This is a genomic window from Pseudomonas sp. SCA2728.1_7 (assembly GCF_018138145.1).
In the GTDB taxonomy this organism is placed as follows: domain Bacteria; phylum Pseudomonadota; class Gammaproteobacteria; order Pseudomonadales; family Pseudomonadaceae; genus Aquipseudomonas; species Aquipseudomonas koreensis_A.
The window spans coordinates 3279536-3306139 of sequence record NZ_CP073104.1 but is presented as its reverse complement, the minus strand read 5'-3'; the positions used below and the strand labels follow the sequence as shown (position 1 = coordinate 3306139).

Sequence of the window (26604 nt, the reverse complement as noted above, 5' to 3'; positions counted from 1 at the left end):
ATGCCTCGATTTCACAACAGTCACATCGTGGGTGCGGTGTGGGCGTGCATGGCTGCGCCCGCCGCGATGGCCGAATTTACTGTCGCTGATCTGAAGCCTGATTACGCCGACGGTGAAGTCGGCGTGGCCACGGCCATGCGTCTGCATGGCGACGATCAGGTCACGCAAAAAGCCGTGTATTTCAAGGCCAACCTGGAAGACAACTGGGAGGGCGGTTACTACAAGGCCAAGGGCCGCGTGCGTTATGACGCGCGCTATGACGGCAACAATCCGTACAGCGAGCGGGCGCGGGACAAGTACCGTTTCGACGCCGATTGGCGGCACCTCTACGTCGGCCATTCGCTGGGTGACGGAGAGGTGACGGTGGGCTGGCAGCAGGTGGTCTGGGGTCGCGCGGATGAATTGCGCGTGCTTGATCAGATCAACCCGCTGGACTATCGCGATGGTCTGACGCCGCTGCTCGAAGACAGCCGCATCGCCGTGCCCATGGTGCGTTTTGCACAACCGGTGGGCGAGTGGGAACTGGAGGCGCTGTGGATCACTGACTTCGTGAAAAACCGGGCGCCGGTTGAGGGCAGTGAATTTGCCGCGCCACTGTTTGCTGCGCCGGACCCGCAGTATTTCCTGCTCGACTCCAAGCCCGGCTATGACGGCGACAAGGGCTATTCCTATGGCCTGAGCGCCAACGGCCGGATCGGCGCGGTGGACACCAGTTTTGTTGCCTTGAGCGCCCGTCAGCAAGACCCGGTGTACGCCGTCGAAGGCCTCGCCGATGACGGCCGCACGCGGCTGGAACGGCAGTTTCCTCGTTACACCATGGGCGGTGCCGGGCTGGCGATCGATGTCGGGCACAGCATCGTGGTACGCAGCGAGGTGGCGTATTTCGACAATTGGCGAGTGACCAATCCGACCCGCGCCTACGGTGCGGACAGCACGCCGATGGTCAAGTCGCTGCTGGGTGTCGACTACCTGTTGCGCGACTGGCTGATCTCCGCGCAGTGGCAGGAGCAGGTGTTACTCGACTGGCAGGACGGCATGTTGCAGGACAAACACGAACCGCTGTTCACCCTGTCGGCCGAAGGCACCCATTGGCAGGACCGCCTCAAGAGTCGTCTGGTGGTCGCTGGCTCACCGCCGTTTCAGGACGACGCCTTGCTGCAAGGCATCTTCACCTACAAGCCGGTCGACTACATCAAGCTCGGCCTGGAAGTCGACGTGTTCTTCGGCAAGCCCGAGAAGACTTTCGGCGAGTACAGCAAGCGCGATCAAGTGCGGCTGTCGGCCGGCTATCTGTTCTGACCCATCACGCCTGCCGCTCTCGCGCGCAGGTGCATTCATCCAACGAAAAGGAAGTTGTTATGTTGCCGTTTTTGAAAAGTCTGACCACCGCCGCACTGATCCTTGGCAGCGCTTGCGCCAGTGCCGCCGAGGCCGGCAATGCCGATGAGATTATCCGTCAGGTGCGCGATCGCAATGACGGGAACAGCTTCATGTCCCAGGTTTCGCTGATCCTGCATGACAAGAAAGGCAATACCCGCGTTCGCGAGTTCACCTACCTGCAAAAGGATTACCCGGACAGCGACAAATTCAGCATGTACTTTTCCGCGCCGACTGACGTGCGTGACGTTGCCTTCCACATCGAAAACCCGCACGAAACCCTCGGCCTGGAAGACAGCCAGTGGATGTACCTGCCGGTCAGCCGTCAGACCCGCCGCATCTCCACCACCGACAAGCGTGGCTCGTTCATGGGCAGTGAGTACTCGTACGCCGATCTGGACAAGATCCGCGTCAAAGACTATTCGCAGAAACTCGTCGGCGAAGAACAGATCAAGGGCCGCGACTGCTACGTGATCGAGCGCGAGCCGGCGTCCCCTGAGGTGCTGGCCAAGACCGGTTACAACAAGCTGAAGGTGTGGATCGACAAGCAGAACTTCCTGGTCATGCGTCAGGACTTTTTCGACGTCAAAGGCGTGTTGATCAAGCAGATGCGCACGCAGAAAGTCGCGACCATCGACTCGATCGACAGCATCGTCCTTAGTGAGACCGAGCACTTTATCGACGGCACGCGTTCGGAAATGCGCTTTAACCAGTTGCAGTACAACGTTTCTCTGGAAGACCGCCTGTTCACCCAGACCGCCATCAAGCGCGGGCTGAAAACCGGTGACCTGCCGGACTTTGCCGTGTCTGCCCGCTAAGCGCCGACCCCGACCACCTGGAACCGCATGATCATGGAAAGATATCTGAATTTCGTCGAGCGCTATGCGCGGGCGATTGTTTTCCTGCTGGTGGCGATTACGGCGTATTTCACTTATACGCTGGGCGCGCTGGTGTCCGACACCAACCCTTACCTGCTCAAGGAAAGTCACCCGGCGCGCAAGACCATCATCGATTTGCAGGGTGAATTCACCGGCACGTTCGACTCGGTCATGGTGGCGCTGAACAACCCGCAAACGGTGTTCAACAAAAACACGCTCAACGCGCTGTTTTCGATGTCGCAGTCGGTGCGCAAGATGATCCTGGCTAACGATGCCGACAAGGAGCAGTTGGCGCAGATTGTTGCCCGGCACCCGGACGACAGTCGTGCGCAGTTGTTGACCCGGGACATTCTCGAGGGTGGTTTTTCGCAGAACGATTACGCCAACGCCAAGGCCTTGCGTGATCATGCCCAGAGCCAGAGCTGGGATTCCCATGATCAGCTGTTCCTGACCTTTCTCGCGGAACGGATCAACCCGATCCGCGAAATGGCCTCGATGGGTGATCTGGAAAACATCGTCCTGACCGACGACGGCGAGCTGTTGATCCACAAAACCCTGAATGCCTATGACATGGACCCGGCGCTGGTCGAGTCGCAGATCATGGGCAACGAGTTGATGGTCGACGGGGTGGTATCAAAGGACAAGAAAGTCGCGATGCTGGTGGCCGAGCTCGGCACCAAACAGGACGACGCTCAGGCGCAACTGCGGGCTTATCAGATCGTGCGCGGCATCGTCGCGCAATATCAGGCCGAGCACCCGGAGTACAAAGACGAAATCTTCATTGCCGGCATGCCGATCTTCATCGCCGCGCAGCAGGAGATCATCGATCACGACCTGGCCGTGCTGTTTCCGATCGTGTTTCTGTTGATTACCTTGCTGCTGATTTTCTTCTTCCGCAAACCGCTGGGCGTGCTGCTGCCGCTGTTCAATATTCTGTTCTGCACCATCTGGACCTTGGGCCTGATGGCGCTATTGCGCGTGCCGTTCGACCTGCTGACCAGTGTGCTGCCGGTGTTCCTGTTCACCATTTGCTGCTCGGATGCGATCCACGTGATGGCTGAATATTACGAGCAGAAAAACGCGGGCAAGAGCAATCGCGAGGCCAACCGCGAAACCCAGCGCTTGATGGTGGTGCCGGTGGTGTTGACGACCGTGACGACCATCGCCACGTTCATGATTTCCACCACCAACAACATTGTCAGCATCCGCAATTTCGGCGTGTTCATGTCGATCGGTCTGACCGCGGCGCTGATCATTTCGCTGTTGCTGATTCCGGCGTGGATCTCCATCTGGGGCAAGGATCAGCCGCAGCAGGCCAAGGCTGAGGTGCACCAGGAATCGATCATCTCGCGGTATCTGGTGGCGTTCTGTGCCTGGATGATCCGCTTTCGCAAGCCGATCCTGATGGTCATGCTGCCGCTGTTGGCACTGGCCACCGTGTTCACCTTCCGCGTCGATATCGAAGACTCCGGCATTGCTTACTTCAAGCCGGAAAGCCACATTCGCGTGTCCGATCAGTTCATCAACCACGCCAAAGTGGCGGGCACGGCGCCGGGCTGGATCGCCATCGACAGCAAAGAGCCGCGCGGCGTGCTGACCACCGAAGTGGTGCAGTTCATCGATAAGCTCGACCACTTCATCAAACAGCAACCGAACGTCAGTTACGGCTACTCGCTGGCCACTTACGTCAAGCGCATGAACCTGGTGCTCAACGACATGAACCCGGAATATCTGCGGGTGCCGAATGCCGTTGAGAAGGTCACTTCGATCAATGACGACGGGCAGGTCGAGCAGTTTGAAGTGCCGGGCAATTCGCTGATCGAGCAGCACGTGATGCTGTTCGAAAACGGTGGTGGCTCTGACCTGAACAACGTGCTCAACGCCGATTTCTCCAAGGCCTTGACCCTGTACACCATGACCTCGTCGGTCGCCAGCGACTATCAGGGCATGCTCGACCGTCTTGATGCCTGGTTGCTGGTGAACAAACCGGCCAACCTGGAAGTGACCCACGCCGGTACGCCGTTGATCTGGACCGGGGTGTTGCAGGAAATCACTCAGGGCCAGGTGCTGAGTTTTTCCCTGGCCTTGCTGGTCGTCACGCTGATGATGATGTACTGGCTGAAATCGGTACGCTTGGGAGTGCTGGGCATGTTGACCTTGCTGACCACCTCGGTGACGGTCTACGGCTTCATGTTCCTGTTCGGCATTGAGCTGAACATCGGCACGACGCTGGTGACGTTCCTGGTGGTCGGCGTGGTCGATTACGCGGTGCACCTGCTGTCGCGCATCAAGTTGCTGGTGCAGCAGGGTATCGAGATCGACGCGGCTATCTTGCAGGCGATGCACAGCGTCGGCCGCTCGACGGTGATCAACGTGGTGATCTTCTCCGTGGGCTTCATGGCGCTGCTGTTTTCCGACTTCAAGCCGATTGTCGATCTCGGCGCACTGGTGGCGATGGCGCTGTTTTCCAGCGGGGTCATGACCATTGTCCTGGTGACGCTGGTATCGCCGTGGTTCTTTGCGGCGATTGCGCCGGTGCATGCGCCGGTTCAAGCGGTGCGCACAGAAGGGGAGGCGGTACCGGGCTGACTCGCCAACGACCGGGCGCACCTTTCCTGAGACGACAGGCGAACCCGGTCATACGGCGCAGCAGGGTTTTCAGTTCAGTGTATTGACCGGGTTTTTTTCGCCATAACGGGCAATGCGCTCGAACTGACATTCCTGTCGCGCATCGTTGAGGTTGTTTTCGAACGCTTCGAGGCCGTCGTGCAACTGCTGCAAATCGCCGATCTGGGTCACCAGTTCGGCTTTTTTTTCGGCGATGGCTCGTTGCGCCATGTCCCACGGGAATTCGTCGCCGCGGTAGTTGTTGAGGATCACCTGCAGCTCTTTGAGCTTGAAGCCCAGTTGCTGGGCGCACTTGATGAACGTCAACACTTCGACACTTTGCTGGCTGTAGATGCGGTATTTGCCTTCACGCTTGGGCTCGGGCAACAGGCCGATTTCTTCGTAATGGCGAATGCTTTTGACTGTGGTGCCCGACAGCTGGGCGGCTTTGCCGATATACATAAGGTCCGTCTCGATGGTCAAACATAGCGTAGCGCGATCGGGCGTCATGCCGGATCGGCGGCGATTATATGTCCAATACCATCAGAAAATTGCAACTGCGCGTAAATGACGTGCACAGGCGACGGACGGGCTCATGAAGGGAACCCGAGAAGGCACTGACGGCGGCGGGTGCACCGTCAGTTGAGGCGGCTGGAAAACCTTAGACGGCGGCGGTCACGCGCGCCTGTTCCAGCCAGGCATCGCGCTGGTTTGGCTTGGAGCCGAGGATCGGCCCGAAGGTCAGCGTCTTCAGTGGCTTGATGCCGCAGAATTCCAGCGTGGTCTTGCGCATCTGATTCAGCCCGGGCATGCCATAGATCCATTTGTAGTACCAGTACGGCGTGTCCATGGTCACCAGCAAATGCGCGGTGCGGCCCTTGAGCAGCTTGTCGGGGAAGGCTTTGCCCTCGCGGTATTTGAAGGCGAAACCCGGCAGGAAAATCCGGTCGACGAAGCCCTTCAGCAGTGCCGGAATCCCGCCCCACCAGATCGGATAGACGAATGTCAGGTGCTCGGCCCAGGTGATATCGGCCTGGGCTTGCAGCAGATCCGGTTCCAGTGGCTGCACCTTGTTGTAGCCTTCGTGCAGGACCGGGTCGAACTCCAGCGCATCCAGACGCAGCAGCCGCACCTCATGCCCGGCGTCCTTGGCGGCCTGAACGTAGGTGTCACTCAATGCCCCGCAAAAGCTGTCGGTGGAGGGGTGACCCAGTATCACGAGCATTCGTTTGCTCATCGTGTGTACTCCTGAAATGAAGCTCACAGGATAGAGTCTGCCCCTAGCGGTAGAGTCAAGGCACCAGCGCATCAAACAAGGCCCGGGCGTAACCGGGCAGGTGGTCGAAGTCCCGTGCGCACAGTTGCAGAGTGCGATGCGCCCAGACTTCGTCCAGCGGCCGGCACGTTATCGAGTGCACCGCCGCCCAGCGCTCGATGGCCACCTTGGGCACGATGGCCAGCCCCGCACCTCGCGCTACCATGCGCATGACGCCCTCGAAGCCATCGGCACGGATCCTGATCGACATGCGCTGGCCGATGTGCAGCGCTTGTTCCTCCAGGTGAATCGCCAGCGCGCTGTGGCTGCCAAGCGCGACATAGTCGTGCGCCAGGGTTTCACCAAACGTCAGCGACGCCTGACTCGCCAAAACATGCTCGGGGGGCAGGATCAGCACCAATGGATCATCGCGAAAGGGCCGGGTTTGCAGGCCATGGGTGTCGACCGCATCGGAGACGATCCCGAGGTCCGCCGCGCCTTGGCGCAAGGCGTGCGTGATGCGCGCGCTGGGCAGCTCCTGCAAATCGATGTCGAGATTGGGGTGATCGCGCAGGAAGTCCGCGAGTACTTCCGGCAGGTATTCGGTGATCGCCGTGGTGTTGCACAGCAAGCGCACCTGACCTTTGACGCCTTGGGCATAGTCGGCCAGATCCTGCTGCAGGCGTTCGGCCTGTTGCAGGAGTATGCGCGCGTGCTGGGCCAGCGCCTTTCCGGCGGCCGTCGGGGAGACTCCACGGCGCCCGCGCTCAAGAAAATCAACGCCAAGCGAGGCTTCCATGGCGCGGATTCTGGCGCTGGCGGCGGCCAGGGATAAATGGCTGCGGGCGGCGCCGGCGGTGATGTTGCCGGTGTCGAGGATGTGCAGGTAGAGGCGCAGGTCGGTGAGGTCGAAGTGCATGGTGGGCAGCCTCTGGTTTTTGTGGTGTTCGGGCTGGCCCCTTCGCGAGCAGGCTCGCTCCTACATGGGATCTGTGGCGAACGCAAAACCTGTAGGAGTGAGCCTGCTCGCGATGAGGCCAGAAGCCTCAAAAATATATCAGCCTCTTGTCAGGGCAGAGGCACCCTCAGTATATGGCAGATTTTCAGCCAACCCCGACTGGCGCACAGTAGCGCCATGAACACACTCACAGATTTCTACCAGCACCTCGGCCTGGCCCTGTCCTTGTTGGTCATCATGACCTTCATCCTCGCCGGCCTGATCAAAGGCGTCATCGGTCTCGGCCTACCCACCGTCGCCATGGGCTTGCTCGGTCTGGCTATGGCACCGTCGCAGGCAGCCGCGTTGCTGATCATCCCGGCAACCTTGACCAATGTCTGGCAACTGGCATTCGGCGGGCATTTGAAAGGACTGATCAAACGCCTCTGGCCAATGCTGCTGATGATCTTCCTCGGCACCGGCGTCGGCACGTTATGGATCGGCATGGCGGGCGGGCATTGGGTGGTGCGCGGATTGGGCGCGGCGCTGTTGCTTTATGCGTTGAGTGGCTTGTTTCTGCCAACGCTGAGCGTCAATCCGCGCCATGAAGGCTGGCTGGGTCCGGCGTGCGGTTTGATCACCGGCGTAATGACCTCGGCCACCGGCGTCTTCGTGATTCCGGCGGTGCCGTACTTGCAGGCGCTGGGCTTGAATCGCGATCAACTGGTGCAGGCGCTGGGCCTGTCCTTCACCGTTTCAACGTTGGCGCTGGCCGCCGGATTGCTCTGGCGCGGCGCCCTCGGTGGCGGCGAACTGAGCGCTTCGCTGCTGGCGCTGATCCCGGCCATTCTCGGCATGCTGCTGGGCCAATGGCTGCGCGAACGTATCAGCGCCGTGCTGTTCAAGCGAGTGTTCTTTATTGGTATGGGCGCGCTTGGCGCCCATTTATTGATCAGCGGTTAGCCGAGGCTTCGCTGAGCATTTCGATCTGGCGGATATCAAAATCGCGCTGCAGATAATCCATGCGCCGCTCAAAGAATGCCTTCATGTGCGGCAGGTTCGAATGTACATCCAGATGCGCTTGCGACGCCCAGATCTCGTAGAAGATGAACAGCGTCGGATCTTCCTTGTCGCGCAGCATGTGGTACTCGATGCAGCCCGACTCCGCGCGGCTCGGCTCAACGTAAGCGCGGAACAACGCCTCGAAAGCTTCGGCTTTTTCCGGGCGGGTCTTGGCGTGCAGGATAAAACCCAAGCGTTCACTCATCACAACGACTCCTCAAATTCAGAATGCCGCGGATGTTATTGCAACAATCGGCAATGGATTCGTGCCTTTTGATCAAATGTATTTTGCGCAAAACTGGCTTATTCCGCGCGAGGCGGATCGCTAATCTGCCGCCATTCCAGTTTCCCTTCTCCATCCAGCCCTGTGGCTGCGCCGAGGCTTTCTCATGAAAAAAGTGCTGTTGCTCAATGGCGGTAAAAAATTCGCTCACTCCGACGGTCGCTACAACACCACCCTGCACGAAGCTGCGCTGAGCGTGCTCGATCGCGGCGGTGTCGATGTGAAAACCACCTTCATCGACGAGGGCTACGACGTTGCTGAAGAAGTCGCAAAATTCCTCTGGGCCGACGTGATCATTTATCAGATGCCGGGCTGGTGGATGGGCGCGCCATGGACGGTAAAAAAGTACCTCGACGAAGTCTTCACCGAAGGCCACGGCAGCCTCTACGCCAGCGACGGCCGCACCCGTTCCGACGCCTCGCAGAAGTACGGCAGCGGTGGCCTGATTCAGGGCAAGCAATACATGCTGTCGCTGACCTGGAATGCCCCGCAGCAAGCCTTCGATGACCCGACTGATTTCTTTGAGGCCAAAGGTGTTGATGCGGTGTACTTCCCGTTTCACAAGGCCAATGAGTTTCTCGGTATGACCGGGTTGCCGACGTTCCTCTGTGTCGACGTGATGAAACGGCCGAACATCGAGGCTGATGTGGCGCGTTATGAGCAGCATTTGACTGAGGTGTTTGGTCTCAAGGCCTGAATGGTTTCGGGCTACTATCGGTGGTAACAGCAAAAGATCGCAGCCTGCGGCAGCTCCTACAGGGAGTTGCAGTCATCTGCGATCTTGGCGATCTCAAAGAGGACACCCGTGAAAGCCAGATCCGATGAGTTGCAGATTTTCGTCTGCGTGATCGAATGCGGTTCGATTTCCGCCGCCGCCGAACAGGTCGGGCAGACGCCTTCGGCGGTCAGCCGCACGTTGTCGAAGCTGGAAGCCAAGCTCGACACCACGCTGATCAATCGCACCACGCGGCGCATGGACCTGACCGAGGAGGGCAAGTATTTCTTCGAGCAGGCCAAGCTGATTCTCGATCAGATGGAGCAACTCGAAGAGCGTCTATCTTCACGTCAGCAAACCCCGTCCGGGCGCCTGCGGATCAACGCGGCATCGCCGTTCATGCTCCACGCAGTCGTCCCGTACATCGACGAATTCCGCCGGCTCTACCCGGACATCCAGCTCGAACTCAACAGCAATGACCTGATCATTGACCTGCTGGAACAAAGCACTGACATCGCCATCCGCATCGGCACCCTCGCTGACTCGACGCTGCACGCGCGCTCGCTCGGTTGCAGTCCGCTGCTGATCGTCGCCAGCCCGGCCTATCTGGAAAAGCACGGCGCGCCGCAGCAAGTGGCGGACTTGAGCGAACACACCTTGCTCGGCTTCACCCAGAACGAAGGCCTCAACCAATGGCCGCTGCGCTATGTGCACGGCGATCGCTGGCCGATCACCCCGGCGATCAGCGCTTCCAGTGGCGAGACCGTGCGCCACTTGGCGCTGGAAGGGCAGGGCATCGCTTGCCTGTCGCACTTCATGACCATCGACGACATTCGTGCCGGGCGATTGAAAGTCATGCTCGGCGAATTCAACAGTGGTTATCGCCAGCCGATCAACGCCGTGTACTACCGTAACTCGCAATTGGCACTGCGCATTCAGTGCTTCCTCGACTTTATCCAGAGCAAACTCGCCGCTTACGCCAGCGCCGATTTCAAGGGCTGATTCGTGACCTCTGCGCAAGAGTGAATTGGGCGGGGACGGGTTTTTCCCTCGGACCCACAGGCCGATACTCGTCCCATCACTTACTCACGCAGGGAGTTTCTCCATGAACGTATTCGTCACCGGCGCTGCCGGATTTATCGGTGGCTCGATTGCTACCGGTCTGGTCAAGGCCGGGCACAAAGTCACCGGTCTGGTGCGCAGCCCTGAACAGGCTGAAGAGCTGAAAGCCATCGGGATCACCGCGGTCATCGGCACTCTTGACGACAAAGCGCTGCTCGCTGAGCAGGCCCGCGCTGCCGATGCCGTCATCAACGCCGCCAGCAGCGACCATCGCGGTGCGGTCGAAGCGTTGCTCGATGCCTTGCGCGGTACCAACAAAGTCTTCTTGCACACCAGCGGTTCGAGCATCGTTGGCGACGCATCGGGCGGTAAGTCCAGCGACGTCATCTACTTTGAGGACAACCTGCCGGAACCAACCGTCGACAAAGCCGCGCGCGTGGCCATCGACAATCTGATCCTCGCCGCTGCGCAGGACGGCGTGAATTCGGCAGTGATCTGCAACACGCTGATCTATGGCCACAGCCTGGGCGTCAATCGCGACAGCGTGCAACTGCCGCGACTGCTCAAGCAGGCACGCAAAAGTGGCGTAGTGCGCCACGTCGGCCCAGGCCAGAACATCTGGTCCAACGTGCACATCGAAGACGTCGTCAGCCTGTACCTGCTGGCGCTGACCAAGAACGTACCGGGTACTTTCTACTTCGTCGAAAGTGGCGAAGCCTCGTTCATCGACATGACCACCGCCATGGCCGAAGCCCTGAACCTGGGTCAACCGCAAGACTGGCCGTTGAAAGACGCTGAAGCCGAATGGGGCTACGAAATGGCCAACTACGGCCTCGGCTCCAACAGCCGCGTACGCGGCAAACACGCCCGCGAATTACTGGGCTGGGCACCGGAGCGCACCTCGGTGGTTGAATGGATTCGTAACGAAATGGTGTGAGTCGTCCACCAGCTCCCAGAGGTTTTGCGCATTCTGTCTGGAGGAATGCGATCAAAACTGTAGGAGTGAGCCTGCTCGCGATAGCGGTCATTCAGCCAATGAAGATATTGACTGTTACGGCGCAATCGCGAGCAGGCTCACTCCTACAGGGGGCTGTGTTGGCTGTAAAAGCATGTAAATCCCGCCCTACGATTTTCATTAATCACGACAAGACATATCCATCAGCGACACGCCTTGCCTCTCCACGAAAATTACTTTCATGCGGTTTGAAATCTCGATCTCGAAATGATTTATGAGTTTCACAACCCATTCGAACGTGACCCTTTCGAGGAGTACCGCATGACGCCTTCCTTCGGCTATTGGCTGCTGGTCTATGCCGCCGTTGCCATCATTGCGCTGATCGTGTTGATCGCCCGTTACCGGCTCAATCCGTTCATCGTCATCACCCTGATTTCCATCGGCCTGGCGCTGGTGGCCGGGATGCCGCCATCGGGTGTGGTCGGGGCGTATGAGGCCGGGGTGGGCAAGACGCTGGGGCATATCGCGCTGGTGGTCGCGCTCGGGACAATGCTCGGCAAGATGATGGCCGAGTCCGGCGGCGCCGAGCAGATGGCGCGCACGCTGATCGATAAATTCGGCGAGAAGAATGCGCATTGGGCGATGGTCTGCATCGCCTTTCTGGTTGGTCTGCCGCTGTTCTTCGAAGTCGGTTTCGTCTTACTGGTGCCGATTGCGTTCACCGTGGCGCGCCGCGTTGGCGTGTCGATTCTGATGGTCGGTTTGCCGATGGTTGCCGGCCTGTCGGTGGTGCATGCGCTGGTGCCGCCGCACCCGGCGGCGATGCTCGCGGTGCAGGCCTATCAGGCGTCGGTCGGGCAGACCTTGCTGTACGCGATTGCCATCGGCATTCCCACCGCGATCATTGCCGGGCCGCTGTACGCCAAATTCATCGTGCTGCGCATTCAATTGCCGGCGGATAACCCGCTGGAAAAACAATTTCTCGACCGCGAACCGCGCGACAAACTGCCGGGTTTCGGCATTACCATGGCGACCATTCTGTTGCCGGTGGTGCTGATGCTGATCGGCGGCTGGGCCAACCTGATTTCCACCCCGGGCAGCGGTTTCAATCAGTTTCTGTTGTTCATCGGCAACTCGGTGATTGCGCTGCTGCTGGCGACTTTGTTGAGTTTCTGGACGCTGGGCATCGCCCAGGGTTTCAACCGCGAATCGATCCTCAAATTCACCAACGAATGCCTGGCACCTACCGCCAGTATCACCTTGCTGGTCGGTGCTGGCGGTGGCTTGAACCGCATTCTGGTGGAGGCTGGCGTCACCGATCAAATCGTCGGCCTCGCCCACGAATTCCAGCTGTCGCCGCTGATCATGGGCTGGCTGTTCGCCGCATTGATGCGCGTCGCCACCGGTTCCGCGACCGTGGCCATGACCACCGCGTCCGGCGTGGTCGCGCCGGTGGCCATTGGTCTGGGTTATCCACACCCTGAACTGTTGGTGCTGGCGACCGGCGCTGGCTCGGTTATCTTTTCCCACGTCAACGACGGCGGCTTCTGGTTGATCAAGGAATACTTCAACATGACGGTCGCGCAGACGTTCAAGACCTGGACCGTGCTCGAGACGCTGATCTCGCTGGTCGCGTTCGGCCTGACCGTCGGCCTTTCTTACCTGCTGTAACCGGAGCCCGCCGCCCATGGACATCCTCTACCAGATCCGCGCCCGTCAGGATTCCTTCAGCGCCGGCGAAGGTCGCATCGCTCGGCTGATGCTCGACGACGTTGGTTTTGCCGCCAGCGCCAGCCTCGAAGACCTCGCGCAACGCGCTGAAGTCAGCACCGCCACGCTGTCGCGTTTTGCCCGTACGGTTGGCTGTCGTGACCTGCGTGATCTGCGCCTGCAACTGGCTCAGGCCAGCGGCGTCGGCAGCCGTTTTCTCGACCCGGCGGGCACGCCTGAGCAGTCGGCGTTCTATGGGCAGATCGTCGGCGACATTGAAACCACGCTGCGCCAGCATCTGGCCGGATTCGATGAATCACGCTTCGCCGATGCGGTGAAACTGCTCGGTCAGGCACGGATGATTCACGCCTTCGGCATGGGCGGTTGCTCGACCCTGTGCAGCTACGAATTGCAGGTCCGCCTGGTGCGCCTCGGCTACCCGATTGCGGTGTGTCACGACGCGGTGATGATGCGCGTCACCGCCGCCAGTCTGAACGCCGAGCAAGTGCTCATCGTCTGTTCGCTGACCGGCATCACTCCGGAGTTGTTGGAGACCGTCGAACTGGCGCGCAACTACGGCGCACGCATTCTGGCGATCACCCGCGCCGATTCGCCGCTGGCGCAACTGGCCGACATCGTCCTGCCGTTGCAAGGCGCAGAAACCTCGTTCATCTACAAACCGACGGCGGCGCGTTACGGCATGCTGCTCGCCATCGACGTGCTCGCCACCGAGCTGGCGCTGGCCTGTCCTGAAGACAATCAAGAACGTCTGCGGCGGATCAAACTGGCCCTCGACGAATACCGTGGCGGCGACGATCACCTGCCGCTGGGAGACTGACATGCTGTACGACACCCTGATTCGCAATGCCCTGATCATCGATGGCAGCAACGTGCCCGGTTACCGCGCCGATGTGGCGATTCGCGAGGGCCGCATCGAGCGTATCGGCGACTTGCACGACGCCACCGCCAGCGAGGAAATCGACGCCGCTGGCCGCGTGCTGGCGCCGGGTTTCATCGATGTACACACCCACGACGACACCGTGGTGATTCGTCAGCCAGAGATGCTGCCAAAACTCAGCCAGGGTGTGACCACGGTGATTGTCGGCAACTGCGGGATCAGCGCTTCGCCCGTGAAATTGAAGGGCAATCCACCGGATCCGATGAACCTGCTCGGTACAGCGGCGGCGTTTGTTTATCCACGCTTCAGTGATTATCGTGCGGCGGTGGAAGGGGCCAATACCACGTTGAACGTTGCCGCGTTGGTCGGCCATACGGCGCTGCGCAGCAATCATCTGGATGACCTGTTCCGCAGCGCTACGTCTGAAGAAATCGCGGCGATGCGCGAGCAACTGCGGGAAAGTCTGGAGGCGGGCGCGTTGGGGTTATCCACAGGCCTGGCGTACGCCAGCGCCTTCAGCGCCTCCACCGATGAAGTCATGCAACTGACCGAAGAACTCACAGCGTTTGGCGCGGTATACACCACGCACCTGCGCAGTGAATTCGAACCGGTGCTGGAGGCGATGGATGAAGCGTTCAGCATCGGTCGACACTCGCGTTCTCCGGTGATCATTTCCCACCTCAAATGTGCTGGTGTCGGTAACTGGGGGCGCAGTCCGCAACTGCTCGCGTCATTGGAAGAGGCCGCCAAAACTCATCCGGTCGGTTGCGATTGCTACCCGTATGCGGCGAGTTCATCGACGCTGGATTTGAAGCAAGTCACCGACGCGCACCGCATTACCATCACTTGGTCGACGCCGCACCCGGAAGTCAGCGGCCGCGACCTGATCGACATCGCTGCCGAATGGAACGTGCCGTTGATTGACGCGGCCAAACGCCTACAACCGGCGGGTGCGGTGTATTACGGCATGGACGAGGCGGATGTACGAAGAATCCTCGCCCATCCGTTGTCGATGGTCGGGTCTGACGGACTGCCGGAAGACCCGTTCCCGCATCCGCGCCTGTGGGGCGCTTTCCCACGGGTTCTCGGACATTTCAGTCGTGACGTCGGCCTGTTTCCGCTGCACACCGCCGTGCACAAGATGACCGGTCTGTCGGCGGCACGGTTTGGTTTGAAGGAGCGCGGTGAGATTCGTGAAGGCTATTGGGCAGATCTGGTGTTGTTCGATCCGGCGACGGTGCGTGATGTGGCGGACTTCAATGATCCGCAACGGGCTGCGCAGGGGATTGATGGGGTTTGGATCAACGGTGTATTAAGTTATCGCGACGGGCAGGCGAATGGGCGCAGGGAAGGGCGTTTTCTCGCTCGACAGGGTGATCTGCGCGACAACTTTCACTGAGGTTTCGCGGACTGCGTCACAGTGGTGGCACATTGCAATTAAAGAAAGCCATCAACAGGCCGAATTGCTGACATCCACCCCGTCTACACTGTGGGGCCAATCAGTCAGGGAGCACCCCATGAGCTTCGGCAAAACCACCCCGATCCTGCGGATCTTCGATGAAGCCAAAGCTGTCGAGTTCTACGTCGATTTTCTGGGTTTCAAGATCGACTGGCAGCATCGCTTCGAAGCGAATTTTCCGTTGTATCTGCAGGTGTCGCGTGGCGAGTGTGTGCTGCATTTGTCCGAGCACCATGGCGATGCGTGCCCGGGTTCGGCGCTGCGGATCGAGACGGATGAGCTGGAGGCGTTTCAGCAGCAGTTGGAGTCCAAGGATTACAAGTTTTCGCATCCGGGCATTCAGGCGATGCCGTGGGGGAGTCAGGACATGACGATCGTTGATCCGTTTGGTAATCGGCTGGTGTTTACCAACGCGATTTGTCTCTGAGCTGAAAAGCCCCTCACCCTAGCCCTCTCCCAGAGGGAGAGGGGACTGACCGAGGTGTCTGGCGCTGTACATCGACGTGAAAGATCTGCAGCGATTATGGATTCACGGCAGCACTTTCAGGTCGGTGTATTTAGCGAAGATCCCACGGTCGGCCCTTCACCCTCACCCTAGCCCTCTCCCGGAGGGAGAGGGGACCGATCTGATCTGGGAATGCTTGAGAGATACACCGACCTGAACCTGCTCGGTCGAATCCATAATCGACTCGGTCATTCAGGTCGATGTATAGCGCCAGACACCTCGGTCGGCCCCCTCTCCCTCCGGGAGAGGGCTGGGGTGAGGGGAAATGGCCCACCGCAAAAAAGAAGCCCGCCACCTAACCATCACAGTTAGGGGCGCGGGCTTTTTCGTTACTCGGTCGGCACGAACTTATCGAGCACCTGATTGACCGCCATTTCCGCCACCATCACCACTTGCGCGATGCCTTGCAGGGTCTTGCGGTGCGAACCTTCGAGCACGGCGGCGAAGTCGTTGAGCATCACCGAGGCAGAACCCAGTGTTTCGCAGGCGTCGACCAGCAAGGGCTCGGTCGCGGATGCCGGGTTGGCCATGTAGAGGCGGTTGGGTCGGTAAGGCGTGGCCATGATCTGCGCGGTGGGTGGGGCGAGATAGTGGTCTAGAGCGCGCTCGGCGGCCTCGTGGAATTTCTTCGAATCGGCGGATTCGTAGGGGGAGGCCGGGTCGGTGACCGGCGGGTTTGGCGTTATCTTGAACATAGCTGTGTTCCCTTTGTTGAGCGGCCACCCTTTGGCTACTAAACGAAAGGGTGGCGGCTGTACGCAGGTTAGTAGACCGGGGAACTCAGCTAAAAGCCGGCGCGCCGAAGCGCCCTGCGTACAGCCACCATAAAGCTCAGATACGCGAGTACCTGTGATGAATGTACGACCAGCAGAATTACCACCGGGCTACTAAACCCGATCACTGGGAATCAGTGACCGAATCAAGTTACGCAGCATGCTCAGGGCGCACAAGCCGGCGGATTCTGGCGCAGGCGTAGGCAGTGGCGCAAGGATTTGTGGGCTGTTTCGCGTAACGCTGAGTGTCTTTAAACACCTGTAATGCGGGATGTTTATTGCGCTCAAGTATCGAAGATTTACCTGTAGGAATCGGGTGCGGCAACTGGCGCATTCGCGAGCAGGCTCGCTCCCACATTGGGTCGGCGGTGAACATCAACTTTGTGAACAACGGAGATCAACTGTGGGAGCGAGCCTGCTCGCGAAGGGGCCGGAACATTCACCCCCGATGCATCTGCCGAAACTCCCCCGGCGGCATCCCCCGCCGACTCTTGAACGTGCGGTGAAACGAGCGCGGTTCGGTAAACCCCAGATACTGCGCAATGTCCTGAATCGGCAGCGTACTGTTGAGCAAATAATGCTCAGCCAGTTCCTGGCGCAAATCATCGAGAATCTGCTGATACGACGTCCCCGCCTGATGCAACTGCCGCTGCAACGTCCGCACGGAAACGCTCAGTTGCTCGGCGACTTGCTCCTTGCGCGGCAGACCTTCCTTGAGCAACTGCCGCAGGATGTTCTTCACCTGCTGCTCCAGCGACGCATCCTCCAGCGTCGCCATCAATCCCATCGCGTGTTCTTCCAGCGTCCGCAGCAATTGCGCATCCGCCTGACGCAACGGCAGCTGCAAATACGCCAGCGGCACGACCAGCGCCGAATACGGCTGATCGAACAACACCGGGCAATCGAAAAACGCTTCGTACTGCGCCGGCGTGGCCTCTGCCGGGCACGAATGTTCCAGCCAGACCCCGGCCGGCGACATCTGCGTATCGGCGATCCAGCGTGCATATTGCAGCCACGACCCCAGCACGTTTTCCACCAGATGCCGGCGGATTCGCGGACGCTGATAACGGCAGGTCCAGATCAGATGCACATGGCCGTCCTGCACCTCGGCGCGGCTCACGCCCATGTCCCCCACCAGTTTCTCGAACGGCATGATTCGGCTCATCGCATCGCCCAGCGTCGCGCAGTTCATGGTGATGTAACCAAGCACGCTCCACGAATTGGGCAGGACGAAATTCGCCGCGTTGAGCCCGAACAACGGATCGCCCGAGTGTTCGCAAAAATACTCCAGCAAGCGTTCATGCGCCTCACCGGGCAAACGCAGGGTGTTGTCGCTCAACTGCTGCGCCTGCAAACCCGCCGCCGCCAACGCAGGCTCGATATCCATACCCAGTTGTTCGGCATGGCGCAGGTACTTGAGCATTGGCGGAACTGAAGTGAAGCCAAGCGATTGCATGATCCCATTCCTTTGATCAACGGCAGCGGAGGCGGACGAATAGCCTGAAAGGTAATTTGAAACCCCGACTAAAGTAAATGGCTGACGCTTGCGCGACGTTTGACTCAATTGGCTACACGAACTGGCCGGATGCGACCGTGACACTTTGCGGCCGCTGGCTAGTATGGGGGCCTGAAATATCACTGATCTGACGGTTAGAAGGACACACGCATGCGACGCTGGAACGGCTGGGGAGATGCAACCACGGTGGTCGAACTGCCGGCCCAGGGCGCGGAGTTTCTTCATGAACGACTGGGCGAGGGGCGAGCGCTGCCCGATGCCACGCTGGAATCCGCATTGGCCCGGGTGCCGGCCTCGCGATTGCCTGCACACGCGTTGTACAGCGTCGATGCCCATGACCGCTTGCTGCATGCGCGGGGCCAGAGCCTGCCGGACTGGCTGGCGTTGCGCGAAGGTGCGCTGGGCAATTATCCGGATGCGGTGGCGTTCCCCGAGACCGCTGAACATATTCGCCAGTTGCTGGCACTCGCCCACGAGCAGGACCTGTGCCTGATCCCTTATGGCGGCGGCACGTCGGTGGCCGGACACATCAATCCACCAAATTCTGTGCGACCAGTGGTGACGGTGTCGCTGGCGCGGATGAATCGCCTGATCGACCTTGATGAACAGAGCCTGCTGGCAACGTTCGGCCCCGGCGCGAGTGGGCCGCAGGTCGAAAGTCAGTTGCGTGCGAAAGGCTACACGCTGGGGCATTTTCCGCAGTCCTGGGAGCTGTCGACGCTGGGCGGTTGGGTCGCCAGCCGTTCCAGCGGTCAGCAGTCGCTGCGCTATGGCCGGATCGAGCAGTTATTCGCTGGCGGAGCCCTGGAAACCTTCGCCGGGCCGATGCGGATTCCAACCTTCCCGGCTTCGGCTGCCGGGCCAGATTTGCGCGAAGTGGTGCTCGGTTGCGAGGGCCGTTTCGGGATCATTTCCGAGGTCAAGGTGCGGGTCAGCGCATTGCCTGCTGATGAGCGTTTCTACGGTGTGTTTCTACCCGACTGGCCGCAGGCACTCAGTGCCATTCGCCAATTGGCCCAGGCACGCGTACCGCTGTCGATGCTGCGTTTATCCAACGCCGTGGAAACCGAAACGCAACTTGCGCTGGCCGGTCATCCCCAACAAATCGCCTGGCTGGAAAAGTACCTGAATCTGCGTGGCGCGGGTGCGGGCAAATGCCTGCTGACCTTCGGCGTCACCGGCAATCGCCGACAAAACGCATTGTCGCTGACACAGGCACGGCAACATTTAAAGGCCTTCGGCGGCGTCTTCACCGGCACCTTGCTCGGCAAGAAGTGGGCGCAGAACCGCTTCCGTTTCCCTTACCTGCGCGAGAACCTGTGGAATGCCGGTTACGTGGTCGACACCCTCGAAACAGCCACCGACTGGAGCAACGTCGACAACCTGCTCAACCTCATCGAAAACAGCCTGCGCGATGCCCTGGCCGCCGAAGGCGAACGCGTGCACGTGTTCACCCACCTGTCCCACGTTTACGGCGAAGGTTCGAGCATCTACACCACCTACGTGTTTCGCCCGGCGGCGGACTACCCCGCGACGCTGGCGCGCTGGAAAGCGCTCAAACATGCGGCCAGCCAGACCATCGTCGACAACCACGGCACCATCAGCCACCAGCACGGTGTCGGCAAGGATCACGCGCCGTACCTGCTGCGCGAGAAGGGCGCATTGGCGATGGACACCTTACAGGCACTGAGCAAACATTTCGATCCGGCCGGGCGCCTCAACCCCGGCACGCTGTTGCCGGAGTGACGGCCATGAGTCAGGACTGGAACGCCGCGTGGCGCCAGCAGATTTTGCCGACGCTGGCCGAGGAAACCTGGGATCTGATCGTCATCGGCGGCGGCATCAGCGGCGCCGGAATCCTGCGGGAAGCGGCGCGTCGAGGTTGGCGCTGCCTGCTGCTGGAACAACGCGATTTCGCCTGGGGCACCTCCAGCCGTTCCTCGAAAATGGTCCATGGCGGTTTGCGTTACATCGCCAAAGGGCAGTGGCGCCTGACCCGTGATTCGGTACGCGAACGTCAGCGCTTGCTCGACGAAGCGCCGGGGTTGGTCGAGCCGATGAGTTTCATGATGCCGCACTATCGCGGCGGCTTTCCCGGGCCACGGGTGTTGGGTGGTTTGCTGAGTGTTTACGACGCTCTGGCCGGGCGTCGCAGCCATCGCTTTCATGATGCGCAACAACTGCGTTATCTGGCGCCGGGGGTGAAGGAAAACGACTTGCTCGGTGGCACCTGTTTTGTCGATGCGCTGACCGATGATGCGCGGCTGGTGATGCGTGTGTTGAGCGAAGCTCGGGCGGATGGCGCGGACGTGATTAACGGCGTTCGCGTGGAGCATTTGCTGCGTGAAAATGGGCGAGTGTGTGGCGTTCAGGTCGAGGATTGCGAGGCCGGCACGTCACTGCAATTGCGCTGCGGCGTGCTTGCTGTGGCCACCGGCGCATGGGCCGAGCGCTTGCGGCCGACGGAGGCACCACGGCAATTACGGCCGTTACGCGGCAGTCATTTATTGCTGCCGGGTTGGCGTCTGCCGGTGGCGCAGGCGTTCACGTTTCTGCATGAGCGCGACCGGCGTCCGGTGTTTGTTTTTCCATGGGAGGGCGCGACAGTGGTCGGCACCACGGACCTCGATCACCGTGAGGATCTGGATCAGAGCGCGAGCATCAGCGGCGAAGAACTCGACTATCTGCTGGCGGCCTGCACGCAACAGTTTCCCGGTGCCGAAGTGAGTGCGGCGGATGTGCTGTCGACCTGGTCCGGCGTGCGTCCGGTGGTGGGCAGCGCAGGTGCGCATCAAGACAAACCGTCGAACGAAACCCGTGAACATGTGCTGTGGCAGGAGCCCGGTTGCGTGACCTTGGCCGGCGGCAAACTCACCACGTTTCGCCCGCAAGCCATCGAAGTGCTCAAGGCCTGCGCGGCGATGCTCGAACGTCCTTTCGTCGATGACGCCGCGCCCGTGTTTGCCGCTGTTCCTGTGCAGGCGATTCCTGAGTTGAGCAGCCATCAGTGGCGACGTCTGACCGGGAGGCATGGTCGAGATCTGCCGAAGTTGGCGCAATTGATCAAAGAAATCGGCCACGCCACGGTCGGCGCTACGGACACTCTGTGGGCCGAACTGGCTTTCGCCTGTGAGTCGGAAATGGTTCTGCACCTCGACGATCTGCTCCTGCGCCGCACACGTCTCGGTCTGCTGTTGCCGCGCGGTGGCGAAGAATATTTCGCCGCCATTCGCCAACTCTGCCAGCCACGACTGGCCTGGAGCGACGAACACTGGCAGCAAGAAATTCAGCGTTATCGGGCGTTGTGGCAACGCCATCACGGTCTGCCGGATGCCACGCCTTGATGCCCCTTGAAGAGAGCTCCATGGATAACCACCCGAACAAGCGTTACCTGCTGGCCATCGACAACGGCACCCAGAGCGTGCGCGCGTTGCTCTTCGATCTGCAGGGCAATCTGCTCGGCAAAGGCAAGGTTGAATTGCAGGCGTATTACTCGACGCAACCGGGCTGGGCCGAGCAGGATCCGGAGTATTACTGGGCAAAATTGGGGGAGGCGTGCCAGCAAGTCTGGGCGCAGACCGGCATCGACCGTTCGCAGATTGCCGGCGTTTCCCTGACCACGCAGCGCGGCACGGTGATCAACGTCGATGCTGAGGGTAAACCGTTGCGCCCGGCGATTCTGTGGCTCGATCAACGTCAGAGCGAAGTCGAGGGCGGGATCAAAGGGCCGTGGGGCTGGCTTTTCAAACTGGTCGGCGCGCAGGGCACCGTGGATTATTTTCGCGCTCAGGCTGAGGCTAACTGGATAGCAAAACACCAGCCTGAAGTGTGGGCGGCGACTGACAAGTTTTTGCTGCTCTCGGGGTTTCTCACCCATCGATTGTGCGGACGGTTTGTCGACTCGGTCGGTTGTTGCGTCGGCTATCTGCCGTTCGACTTCAAACGGCTGAAATGGGCCGCGCCGAGTGACTGGAAATGGCAGGCGCTGGCGGTACGCCCCGAGCAATTGCCGAGCCTGCACAAACCCGGTGAAACCCTCGGCCACATTACCGCCGAGGCCGCTCGTCATACGGGTATTCCCGAAGGCTTACCGCTGATTGCTGCCGGCGCCGACAAAGCGTGCGAAGTGGTCGGTGCCGGCGTGGTTGATGCGAGCACCGTATGCCTGTCTTACGGCACCACAGCGACGATCACCAGCACCCGCTCGCGCTATCTGGAAATCGTCCCGTTGATTCCGCCGTACCCCTCGGCAGTGCCGGATCAGTTCAACTGCGAGGTGATGATTTATCGCGGTTACTGGATGGTCAGCTGGTTCAAGAACGAGTTCGGTCTGCGTGAAATGCAGCAGGCCAAAGAGCAGGGCATCGAGCCGGAGCAATTGTTCGACGCACTGGTCGATGCAGTGCCGCCGGGCTCGATGGGCTTGATGTTGCAACCGTATTGGTCGCCGGGTATTCGTGAGCCGGGCGTGGAGGCGAAAGGCGCGATGATCGGCTTCGGCGATGTGCACACCCGCGCGCATATTTACCGGGCGATTCTTGAGGGGCTGGCGTATGCGTTGCGTCAGGGCATGGAGAACATCGAGCGGCGTTCGAAGGTGTCGGTCAAGCGTTTGCGCGTGGCCGGTGGTGGTTCGCAGAGTGATGCGGCGATGCAGCTGACGGCGAATATTTTCGGCCTGCCAGCGGAGCGTCCGCATGTGTATGAGGCGTCGGGTCTGGGTGCGGCGATTTGTTGTTCAGTAGGGTTGGGGTTGCATGCGGATTTCCCCACGGCGATCGCTTCAATGACCAGAGTAGGGGCTGTCTTCATCCCACAACCCGATGCGCAAAAAATCTACGAGCAACTGTACAAAGAGGTCTACCTGCGCATGTACCGCCAGCTCAAGCCGCTATATCAGAGCATCCGCAAAATCACCGGTTACCCCGCCTGAAAGAACACCACAAATCCCCTGTAGGAGTGAGCCTGCTCGCGATAGCGGTGTGTCAGCCAACATCTATTTGACTGACACACCGCTATCGCGAGCAGGCTCACTCCTACAGGGGGCGGTGGTGTTTTTGATATCGGGTAATTGGCGCCATCGGAGAACTTTTCTGGTGAGATCGGACAGTGTCAGCGGCGGGGTCGGTTGTTAGGCTCATCCCCCACGGCACTTCCAATAAGAACGAAAAGCAATGAAGCTGACTTTCCTCCTGTTGCTGCTTTGTGCAACGGCCCCGAGCGCTTGGGGCTGGTCGAACCACACGGTCGGCAGCTATCTGGCGTTGCAGGATCTGCCGGCGTTGCGCGATGCGCCAGCGGTTGAAGTCGAGCCACTGGAGCAGTTTCTCACCGAGCAATACCCGGCCGTGCTGGCGCTGTTGGAGCAACAGGAAAGCTTCGCCCGCGAACACTTCAGTCAATACCCGCCACGCCCCGATACCCTGAAATTGCCGGCGGTGCCGAGTGACAATCCGCGCCACGACTTCCTCACGGCGCTGCGCATCAATCCCGAGATTCATCTGGCGATGGTCATCCAGCCATTGCCCGGCAAAGACCTGCCCGAACGTGAGCACTTGCAGGCCAATCAAGTCATGGTCGAGCAAACCCTGTCACCGTGGAATCGCCAGCGCTTTATCCTCATCGCCGAGCACGAAAAAGTCGCAGCCCTGGCCTTGCTCGCCAGCGCCGCCGACGAGCCGGATTACGGTCACGACATCAATCTGTTCAGCGACAACCCCGGCAACGTCGGCGCGATCTACGGTTTCGGCCCGCAACCGTTCGGTGATGCGCGGTTCCAGTACAGCTCGCAGGCGCCGTTCCACATGGGCTTCTTCCATGAAAGCGCGGTGGTCTACGCCGCTGCCGGTTTCCTCGAACGCAGTTGGCCGGACTGGCGCGCGTATCAATACCTGGGCCTGGCGCGACTGGCATTTGCCAGCGGTCATCCGTATTGGGGTTATCGCTTTCTCGGCTGGGGCCTGCACCACATTCAAGACCTGACCCAGCCGTATCACGCCAAGCCGTTGCCGGGCGTCGACCTTGCCAATCTTCTTCTGCTGGAAGGCAAGGCGCTGGCCGGTTTCGCCGCTGACAAACAAGCCTCGATCGAACGCGTCGCCACTCGACATATGGAAGTTGAGAAGTACCAATCGACTTGGCTGCGACGCTTGCTGCGCACGGGGCAGCCGCATCCGATGCTTGATGCTTACTCCGATGTAACCCAGGACAAAATCTACCCGCCGTACTCGGTCGACTACCTGCGCGAAGTGGTCAGCGCCGAAGCGGTCAACGACTCCGCAGCCTTCGACGAAGCCATCGGGCAGTGGCTGGAAACGGCGCCGGTCAGCAGTGATTTCAGCAGCGGTAATCAACTTCATAGCGAAGATTTCGACCACCCGGCACTCAACCAGCAGTTGTTCAAGCTGCTTGGGCATTTCGGCGCGCACAGCCGGATTTATGTCAGCGCGGGATTGGCGCCGTAGCGCGGCAACGTACACCAAAACAATAAAAACACAGGGAAGGAGGAAAAGATGATCAACACTCGATTGCGCCTGACGGGCGCCGCGCTCCCCGGTGTCGGCCTGGCCGGGTTGCTGCAACTGTGCGCAGTCGATGCGGCGCACGCGGTGGAATTCAGCTTCATGGACAAACAAGTGACCGGCTCTGTCGACACGACCTTGTCCTACGGCCGTTTGTGGCGAGTGCAGGGCCGCGACAAAACTAATGATGACGTCAACACCAACGACGGCAATCGCAACTTCGACACCGGGCTGGTTTCCGAGGTGTACAAGATCACCTCCGAGCTTGAAGCCAACTATCAGAACTATGGCGTGTTCGTGCGCGGCACCGCGTTCTACGACACGCAACTGATGGACAAGCGCAACGACTACTACGACAACAACCGCCCGTCGCAACCGAGCCAGAGCTACCCGCAGGACGACCATTTCACCAGCCAGACCCGCGACATCGCCGGCAGCCGCATCGAGATGCTCGACGCCTATGTGCATGGCAGTTGGGACGTTGCGCAGATGCCGGTGACGGCGCGAGTCGGTCGGCAGGTGTTCAACTGGGGCGAGGGGATTTTCTATCGCGGCGGGATCAACACCACCAACCCGGTGGACGCCGCCAAGTACCGCTTGCCCGGCGCCGAAGTGAAAGAAGTGCTGGTGCCGGTCGAGGCGCTTAGCTTCAACATCGGCCTGACCGATTCGCTGACCATGGAGAGTTTCTACCAGACCAACTGGAAGGAAACCCGTATCGATCCGGTCGGCACGTTCTACTCGCAAACCGACCTGTTCGCCGACGGTGGCAACACCGGTTACAACAACTTCAGCGGCACGGCGCTTGATACCTCAGTGCCGGGGTTTGGCAACGTCATCGGTTTGTACAGCGCGCTGGGCAACAACCCGTTGCTGAGTTCGGCCCTGCAAAGCACCGGGTTGTACGCCAACGGCGTGACCCCGGCCTACGGCAACACGCTGAAAGTGGCGAGCGTCGGCAAGGACTACAACGCGCGCAACGATGGCCAGTTCGGCTTTGCCTTTCGCTACATCGCCGAACAACTCAACAGCACCGAGTTCGGTTTGTACCTGGTCAACTACCACGCCAAGGAACCGACCATCGCAGCGGACCTGGGCGGCTACAAAGGCATCGACATGGATGCGCTGACCAACCTGTTGTCCGGTGTTGCCGGCAGTCAGGCCGGGGCGCTGGCCAATGGTCTGGCCACCGCTGATGTGATGGGTAATATCCAGGCGCATCGGCGCTATGCCGAAGACATCCGCATGTACGGCTTCAGCTTCAACACCACGCTGGGCGAGGCCTCGGTGTTTGGTGAAATCGCCTATCGGCCGAACCTGCCGATCGGTGTCGCAGCCACCAACGATTTGATCGGTGACCTGGCCAACGGTGCTGCTGTGGCGGTGACAGGCAGGTCGATCAACGTCGGCGGGCAGATGGTCAATCTCAACAGCGAGATCAACAACGCCGAACGTGTCGAAGCGTTCAACACCTCGCTCGGCACTATTTACAACTTCGGCCCGACCGCTTCGTTCGACTCACTGTTCGGCATTTTCGAACTGGCCTCCAAGCACCTGCGCGGCAGCAGTCTGCAATACACCGCGTATGACGGCAGCCGACGTTATTACGCCGGCACCGGTAACTATTCCTATGTGTCGGGCGGTGATCGCGACGATCAGGTCAACCGTGATTCCTACAGTTACACGGCGATGCTCAACGGCACCTGGAACGACGTGTACGCCGGGGTCAACGTTTCGCCCTACATCGTTTACAAGGACGATTTCGAGGGCAACAGCTACCAGGCCGGCAACACCATCGAAGGTCGCAAGGCCTACACGCTGGGGATCAAGGCCAACTACCAGAACAAGCTCGAAGCCGAACTGCAATACACCGAGTTCTACGGCGGCGGGCAAAACAACGGCATTCGCGACCGCGATAACGTCGGGTTCAATCTCAAGTATTTCCTTTGATACCCAGAAAACAGGCGCACCTCCTGTAGGAGTGAGCCTGCTCGCGATAGCGGATTTTCAGTCGCTGTAGATGTTGTCTGACACACCGCTATCGCGAGCAGGCTCACTCCTACAGGGGATCTACGGTGATTTGCAGACCTC

General features: G+C 60.0%; 22 protein-coding genes. 16 read left to right on the top strand and 6 right to left on the bottom strand.

Annotated features, from left to right (window positions below):
* From KBP52_RS14855 to KBP52_RS14845, 3 genes are read left to right on the top strand one after another with little or no spacing between them, the layout of a single operon-like run.
* Window positions 1-1299: a DUF1302 family protein gene (locus KBP52_RS14855; protein ID WP_212623042.1), complete on the top strand. Its 1299-nt coding sequence runs from the start codon at window positions 1-3 to the stop codon at window positions 1297-1299.
* A gap of 59 nt (window positions 1300-1358) precedes the next feature.
* Window positions 1359-2195: an outer membrane lipoprotein-sorting protein gene (locus tag KBP52_RS14850; RefSeq protein WP_093442334.1), complete on the top strand. Its 837-nt coding sequence runs from the start codon at window positions 1359-1361 to the stop codon at window positions 2193-2195.
* Window positions 2196-2228: 33 nt separating this feature from the next.
* The gene (locus KBP52_RS14845) at window positions 2229-4844 is read left to right on the top strand and encodes an MMPL family transporter (protein ID WP_212623041.1); all 2616 of its coding nucleotides are present in this window, start codon (window positions 2229-2231) and stop codon (window positions 4842-4844) included.
* Between the two features lie 69 nt (window positions 4845-4913).
* Here KBP52_RS14845 and KBP52_RS14840 read toward each other — a convergent pair whose 3' ends face one another.
* The 3 genes from KBP52_RS14840 to KBP52_RS14830 all read right to left on the bottom strand — a co-directional run bounded on the left by KBP52_RS14840 (window position 4914) and on the right by KBP52_RS14830 (window position 7036).
* Window positions 4914-5324, bottom strand: a complete 411-nt coding sequence (locus KBP52_RS14840; protein ID WP_077570934.1) for a MerR family transcriptional regulator — start codon at window positions 5322-5324, stop codon at window positions 4914-4916.
* A gap of 199 nt (window positions 5325-5523) precedes the next feature.
* Window positions 5524-6099 (bottom strand): NAD(P)H-dependent oxidoreductase, encoded by a 576-nt coding sequence (locus tag KBP52_RS14835; RefSeq protein ID WP_212623040.1) that lies wholly within the window; start codon window positions 6097-6099, stop codon window positions 5524-5526.
* 55 nt (window positions 6100-6154) lie between these two features.
* Window positions 6155-7036 carry a LysR substrate-binding domain-containing protein gene (locus KBP52_RS14830; protein ID WP_212623039.1) on the bottom strand — a complete coding sequence of 294 codons (882 nt, stop codon included), beginning with the start codon at window positions 7034-7036 and terminating at the stop codon, window positions 6155-6157.
* Window positions 7037-7252: 216 nt separating this feature from the next.
* Between KBP52_RS14830 and KBP52_RS14825 the strand changes: the two genes are divergently transcribed.
* Entirely contained in the window at window positions 7253-8017 is a 765-nt protein-coding gene (locus tag KBP52_RS14825) for a sulfite exporter TauE/SafE family protein (RefSeq protein ID WP_212623038.1), read from the top strand.
* On the opposite strand, the gene KBP52_RS14820 is transcribed toward KBP52_RS14825, so the two are convergent.
* A complete protein-coding gene (locus KBP52_RS14820; RefSeq protein WP_077570942.1) occupies window positions 8007-8321 on the bottom strand; it encodes a putative quinol monooxygenase in 315 nt (104 codons plus the stop codon). The genes KBP52_RS14825 and KBP52_RS14820 overlap by 11 nt on opposite strands.
* A gap of 184 nt (window positions 8322-8505) precedes the next feature.
* Between KBP52_RS14820 and KBP52_RS14815 the strand changes: the two genes are divergently transcribed.
* The 7 genes from KBP52_RS14815 to KBP52_RS14785 all read left to right on the top strand — a co-directional run bounded on the left by KBP52_RS14815 (window position 8506) and on the right by KBP52_RS14785 (window position 15625).
* Window positions 8506-9096 (top strand): NAD(P)H-dependent oxidoreductase, encoded by a 591-nt coding sequence (locus KBP52_RS14815; protein ID WP_077570944.1) that lies wholly within the window; start codon window positions 8506-8508, stop codon window positions 9094-9096.
* Between the two features lie 108 nt (window positions 9097-9204).
* On the top strand, window positions 9205-10116 hold the full coding sequence (locus KBP52_RS14810; protein ID WP_212623037.1) for a LysR family transcriptional regulator: 912 nt from the start codon (window positions 9205-9207) through the stop codon (window positions 10114-10116).
* 103 nt (window positions 10117-10219) lie between these two features.
* Window positions 10220-11113: an NAD-dependent epimerase/dehydratase family protein gene (locus tag KBP52_RS14805; RefSeq protein ID WP_212623036.1), complete on the top strand. Its 894-nt coding sequence runs from the start codon at window positions 10220-10222 to the stop codon at window positions 11111-11113.
* 339 nt (window positions 11114-11452) lie between these two features.
* A complete protein-coding gene (locus tag KBP52_RS14800) occupies window positions 11453-12802 on the top strand; it encodes a gluconate:H+ symporter (RefSeq protein ID WP_212623035.1) in 1350 nt (449 codons plus the stop codon).
* A 16-nt stretch (window positions 12803-12818) separates the two neighbouring features.
* The gene (locus KBP52_RS14795) at window positions 12819-13679 is read left to right on the top strand and encodes a MurR/RpiR family transcriptional regulator (protein ID WP_212623034.1); all 861 of its coding nucleotides are present in this window, start codon (window positions 12819-12821) and stop codon (window positions 13677-13679) included.
* A 1-nt stretch (window position 13680) separates the two neighbouring features.
* Window positions 13681-15138 carry a D-aminoacylase gene (locus KBP52_RS14790; RefSeq protein WP_212623033.1) on the top strand — a complete coding sequence of 486 codons (1458 nt, stop codon included), beginning with the start codon at window positions 13681-13683 and terminating at the stop codon, window positions 15136-15138.
* A 118-nt stretch (window positions 15139-15256) separates the two neighbouring features.
* Entirely contained in the window at window positions 15257-15625 is a 369-nt protein-coding gene (locus KBP52_RS14785; RefSeq protein WP_077570955.1) for a glyoxalase superfamily protein, read from the top strand.
* A 407-nt stretch (window positions 15626-16032) separates the two neighbouring features.
* Here the strand turns inward: KBP52_RS14785 and KBP52_RS14780 are convergent, their stop codons facing one another.
* Window positions 16033-16398, bottom strand: a complete 366-nt coding sequence (locus tag KBP52_RS14780) for a hypothetical protein (RefSeq protein WP_212623032.1) — start codon at window positions 16396-16398, stop codon at window positions 16033-16035.
* A gap of 517 nt (window positions 16399-16915) precedes the next feature.
* Window positions 16916-17932: an AraC family transcriptional regulator gene (locus tag KBP52_RS14775; RefSeq protein WP_212623031.1), complete on the bottom strand. Its 1017-nt coding sequence runs from the start codon at window positions 17930-17932 to the stop codon at window positions 16916-16918.
* 210 nt (window positions 17933-18142) lie between these two features.
* Between KBP52_RS14775 and KBP52_RS14770 the strand changes: the two genes are divergently transcribed.
* The 5 genes from KBP52_RS14770 to KBP52_RS14750 all read left to right on the top strand — a co-directional run bounded on the left by KBP52_RS14770 (window position 18143) and on the right by KBP52_RS14750 (window position 26463).
* A complete protein-coding gene (locus tag KBP52_RS14770; protein ID WP_212623030.1) occupies window positions 18143-19738 on the top strand; it encodes an FAD-binding oxidoreductase in 1596 nt (531 codons plus the stop codon).
* A gap of 5 nt (window positions 19739-19743) precedes the next feature.
* Window positions 19744-21336 (top strand): glycerol-3-phosphate dehydrogenase/oxidase, encoded by a 1593-nt coding sequence (locus KBP52_RS14765; RefSeq protein ID WP_212623029.1) that lies wholly within the window; start codon window positions 19744-19746, stop codon window positions 21334-21336.
* A 20-nt stretch (window positions 21337-21356) separates the two neighbouring features.
* Window positions 21357-22925: an FGGY-family carbohydrate kinase gene (locus tag KBP52_RS14760; protein ID WP_212623028.1), complete on the top strand. Its 1569-nt coding sequence runs from the start codon at window positions 21357-21359 to the stop codon at window positions 22923-22925.
* Window positions 22926-23166: 241 nt separating this feature from the next.
* Complete coding sequence (locus tag KBP52_RS14755; RefSeq protein WP_212623027.1) at window positions 23167-24456, top strand: phospholipase; 1290 nt, start codon at window positions 23167-23169, stop codon at window positions 24454-24456.
* Between the two features lie 48 nt (window positions 24457-24504).
* Window positions 24505-26463: a DUF1302 domain-containing protein gene (locus KBP52_RS14750; protein ID WP_212623026.1), complete on the top strand. Its 1959-nt coding sequence runs from the start codon at window positions 24505-24507 to the stop codon at window positions 26461-26463.
* Window positions 26464-26604: the final 141 nt, after the last annotated feature.

Coding starts and splice junctions, on each gene's coding strand:
- KBP52_RS14855 (WP_212623042.1), top strand. CDS start 1: ATGCCTCGATTTCACAACAGTCACATCGTGGGTGCGGTGTGGGCGTGC.
- KBP52_RS14850 (WP_093442334.1), top strand. CDS start 1,359: ATGTTGCCGTTTTTGAAAAGTCTGACCACCGCCGCACTGATCCTTGGC.
- KBP52_RS14845 (WP_212623041.1), top strand. CDS start 2,229: ATGGAAAGATATCTGAATTTCGTCGAGCGCTATGCGCGGGCGATTGTT.
- KBP52_RS14840 (WP_077570934.1), bottom strand. CDS start 5,324: ATGTATATCGGCAAAGCCGCCCAGCTGTCGGGCACCACAGTCAAAAGC.
- KBP52_RS14835 (WP_212623040.1), bottom strand. CDS start 6,099: ATGAGCAAACGAATGCTCGTGATACTGGGTCACCCCTCCACCGACAGC.
- KBP52_RS14830 (WP_212623039.1), bottom strand. CDS start 7,036: ATGCACTTCGACCTCACCGACCTGCGCCTCTACCTGCACATCCTCGAC.
- KBP52_RS14825 (WP_212623038.1), top strand. CDS start 7,253: ATGAACACACTCACAGATTTCTACCAGCACCTCGGCCTGGCCCTGTCC.
- KBP52_RS14820 (WP_077570942.1), bottom strand. CDS start 8,321: ATGAGTGAACGCTTGGGTTTTATCCTGCACGCCAAGACCCGCCCGGAA.
- KBP52_RS14815 (WP_077570944.1), top strand. CDS start 8,506: ATGAAAAAAGTGCTGTTGCTCAATGGCGGTAAAAAATTCGCTCACTCC.
- KBP52_RS14805 (WP_212623036.1), top strand. CDS start 10,220: ATGAACGTATTCGTCACCGGCGCTGCCGGATTTATCGGTGGCTCGATT.
- KBP52_RS14800 (WP_212623035.1), top strand. CDS start 11,453: ATGACGCCTTCCTTCGGCTATTGGCTGCTGGTCTATGCCGCCGTTGCC.
- KBP52_RS14795 (WP_212623034.1), top strand. CDS start 12,819: ATGGACATCCTCTACCAGATCCGCGCCCGTCAGGATTCCTTCAGCGCC.
- KBP52_RS14790 (WP_212623033.1), top strand. CDS start 13,681: ATGCTGTACGACACCCTGATTCGCAATGCCCTGATCATCGATGGCAGC.
- KBP52_RS14785 (WP_077570955.1), top strand. CDS start 15,257: ATGAGCTTCGGCAAAACCACCCCGATCCTGCGGATCTTCGATGAAGCC.
- KBP52_RS14780 (WP_212623032.1), bottom strand. CDS start 16,398: ATGTTCAAGATAACGCCAAACCCGCCGGTCACCGACCCGGCCTCCCCC.
- KBP52_RS14775 (WP_212623031.1), bottom strand. CDS start 17,932: ATGCAATCGCTTGGCTTCACTTCAGTTCCGCCAATGCTCAAGTACCTG.
- KBP52_RS14770 (WP_212623030.1), top strand. CDS start 18,143: ATGCGACGCTGGAACGGCTGGGGAGATGCAACCACGGTGGTCGAACTG.
- KBP52_RS14765 (WP_212623029.1), top strand. CDS start 19,744: ATGAGTCAGGACTGGAACGCCGCGTGGCGCCAGCAGATTTTGCCGACG.
- KBP52_RS14760 (WP_212623028.1), top strand. CDS start 21,357: ATGGATAACCACCCGAACAAGCGTTACCTGCTGGCCATCGACAACGGC.
- KBP52_RS14755 (WP_212623027.1), top strand. CDS start 23,167: ATGAAGCTGACTTTCCTCCTGTTGCTGCTTTGTGCAACGGCCCCGAGC.
- KBP52_RS14750 (WP_212623026.1), top strand. CDS start 24,505: ATGATCAACACTCGATTGCGCCTGACGGGCGCCGCGCTCCCCGGTGTC.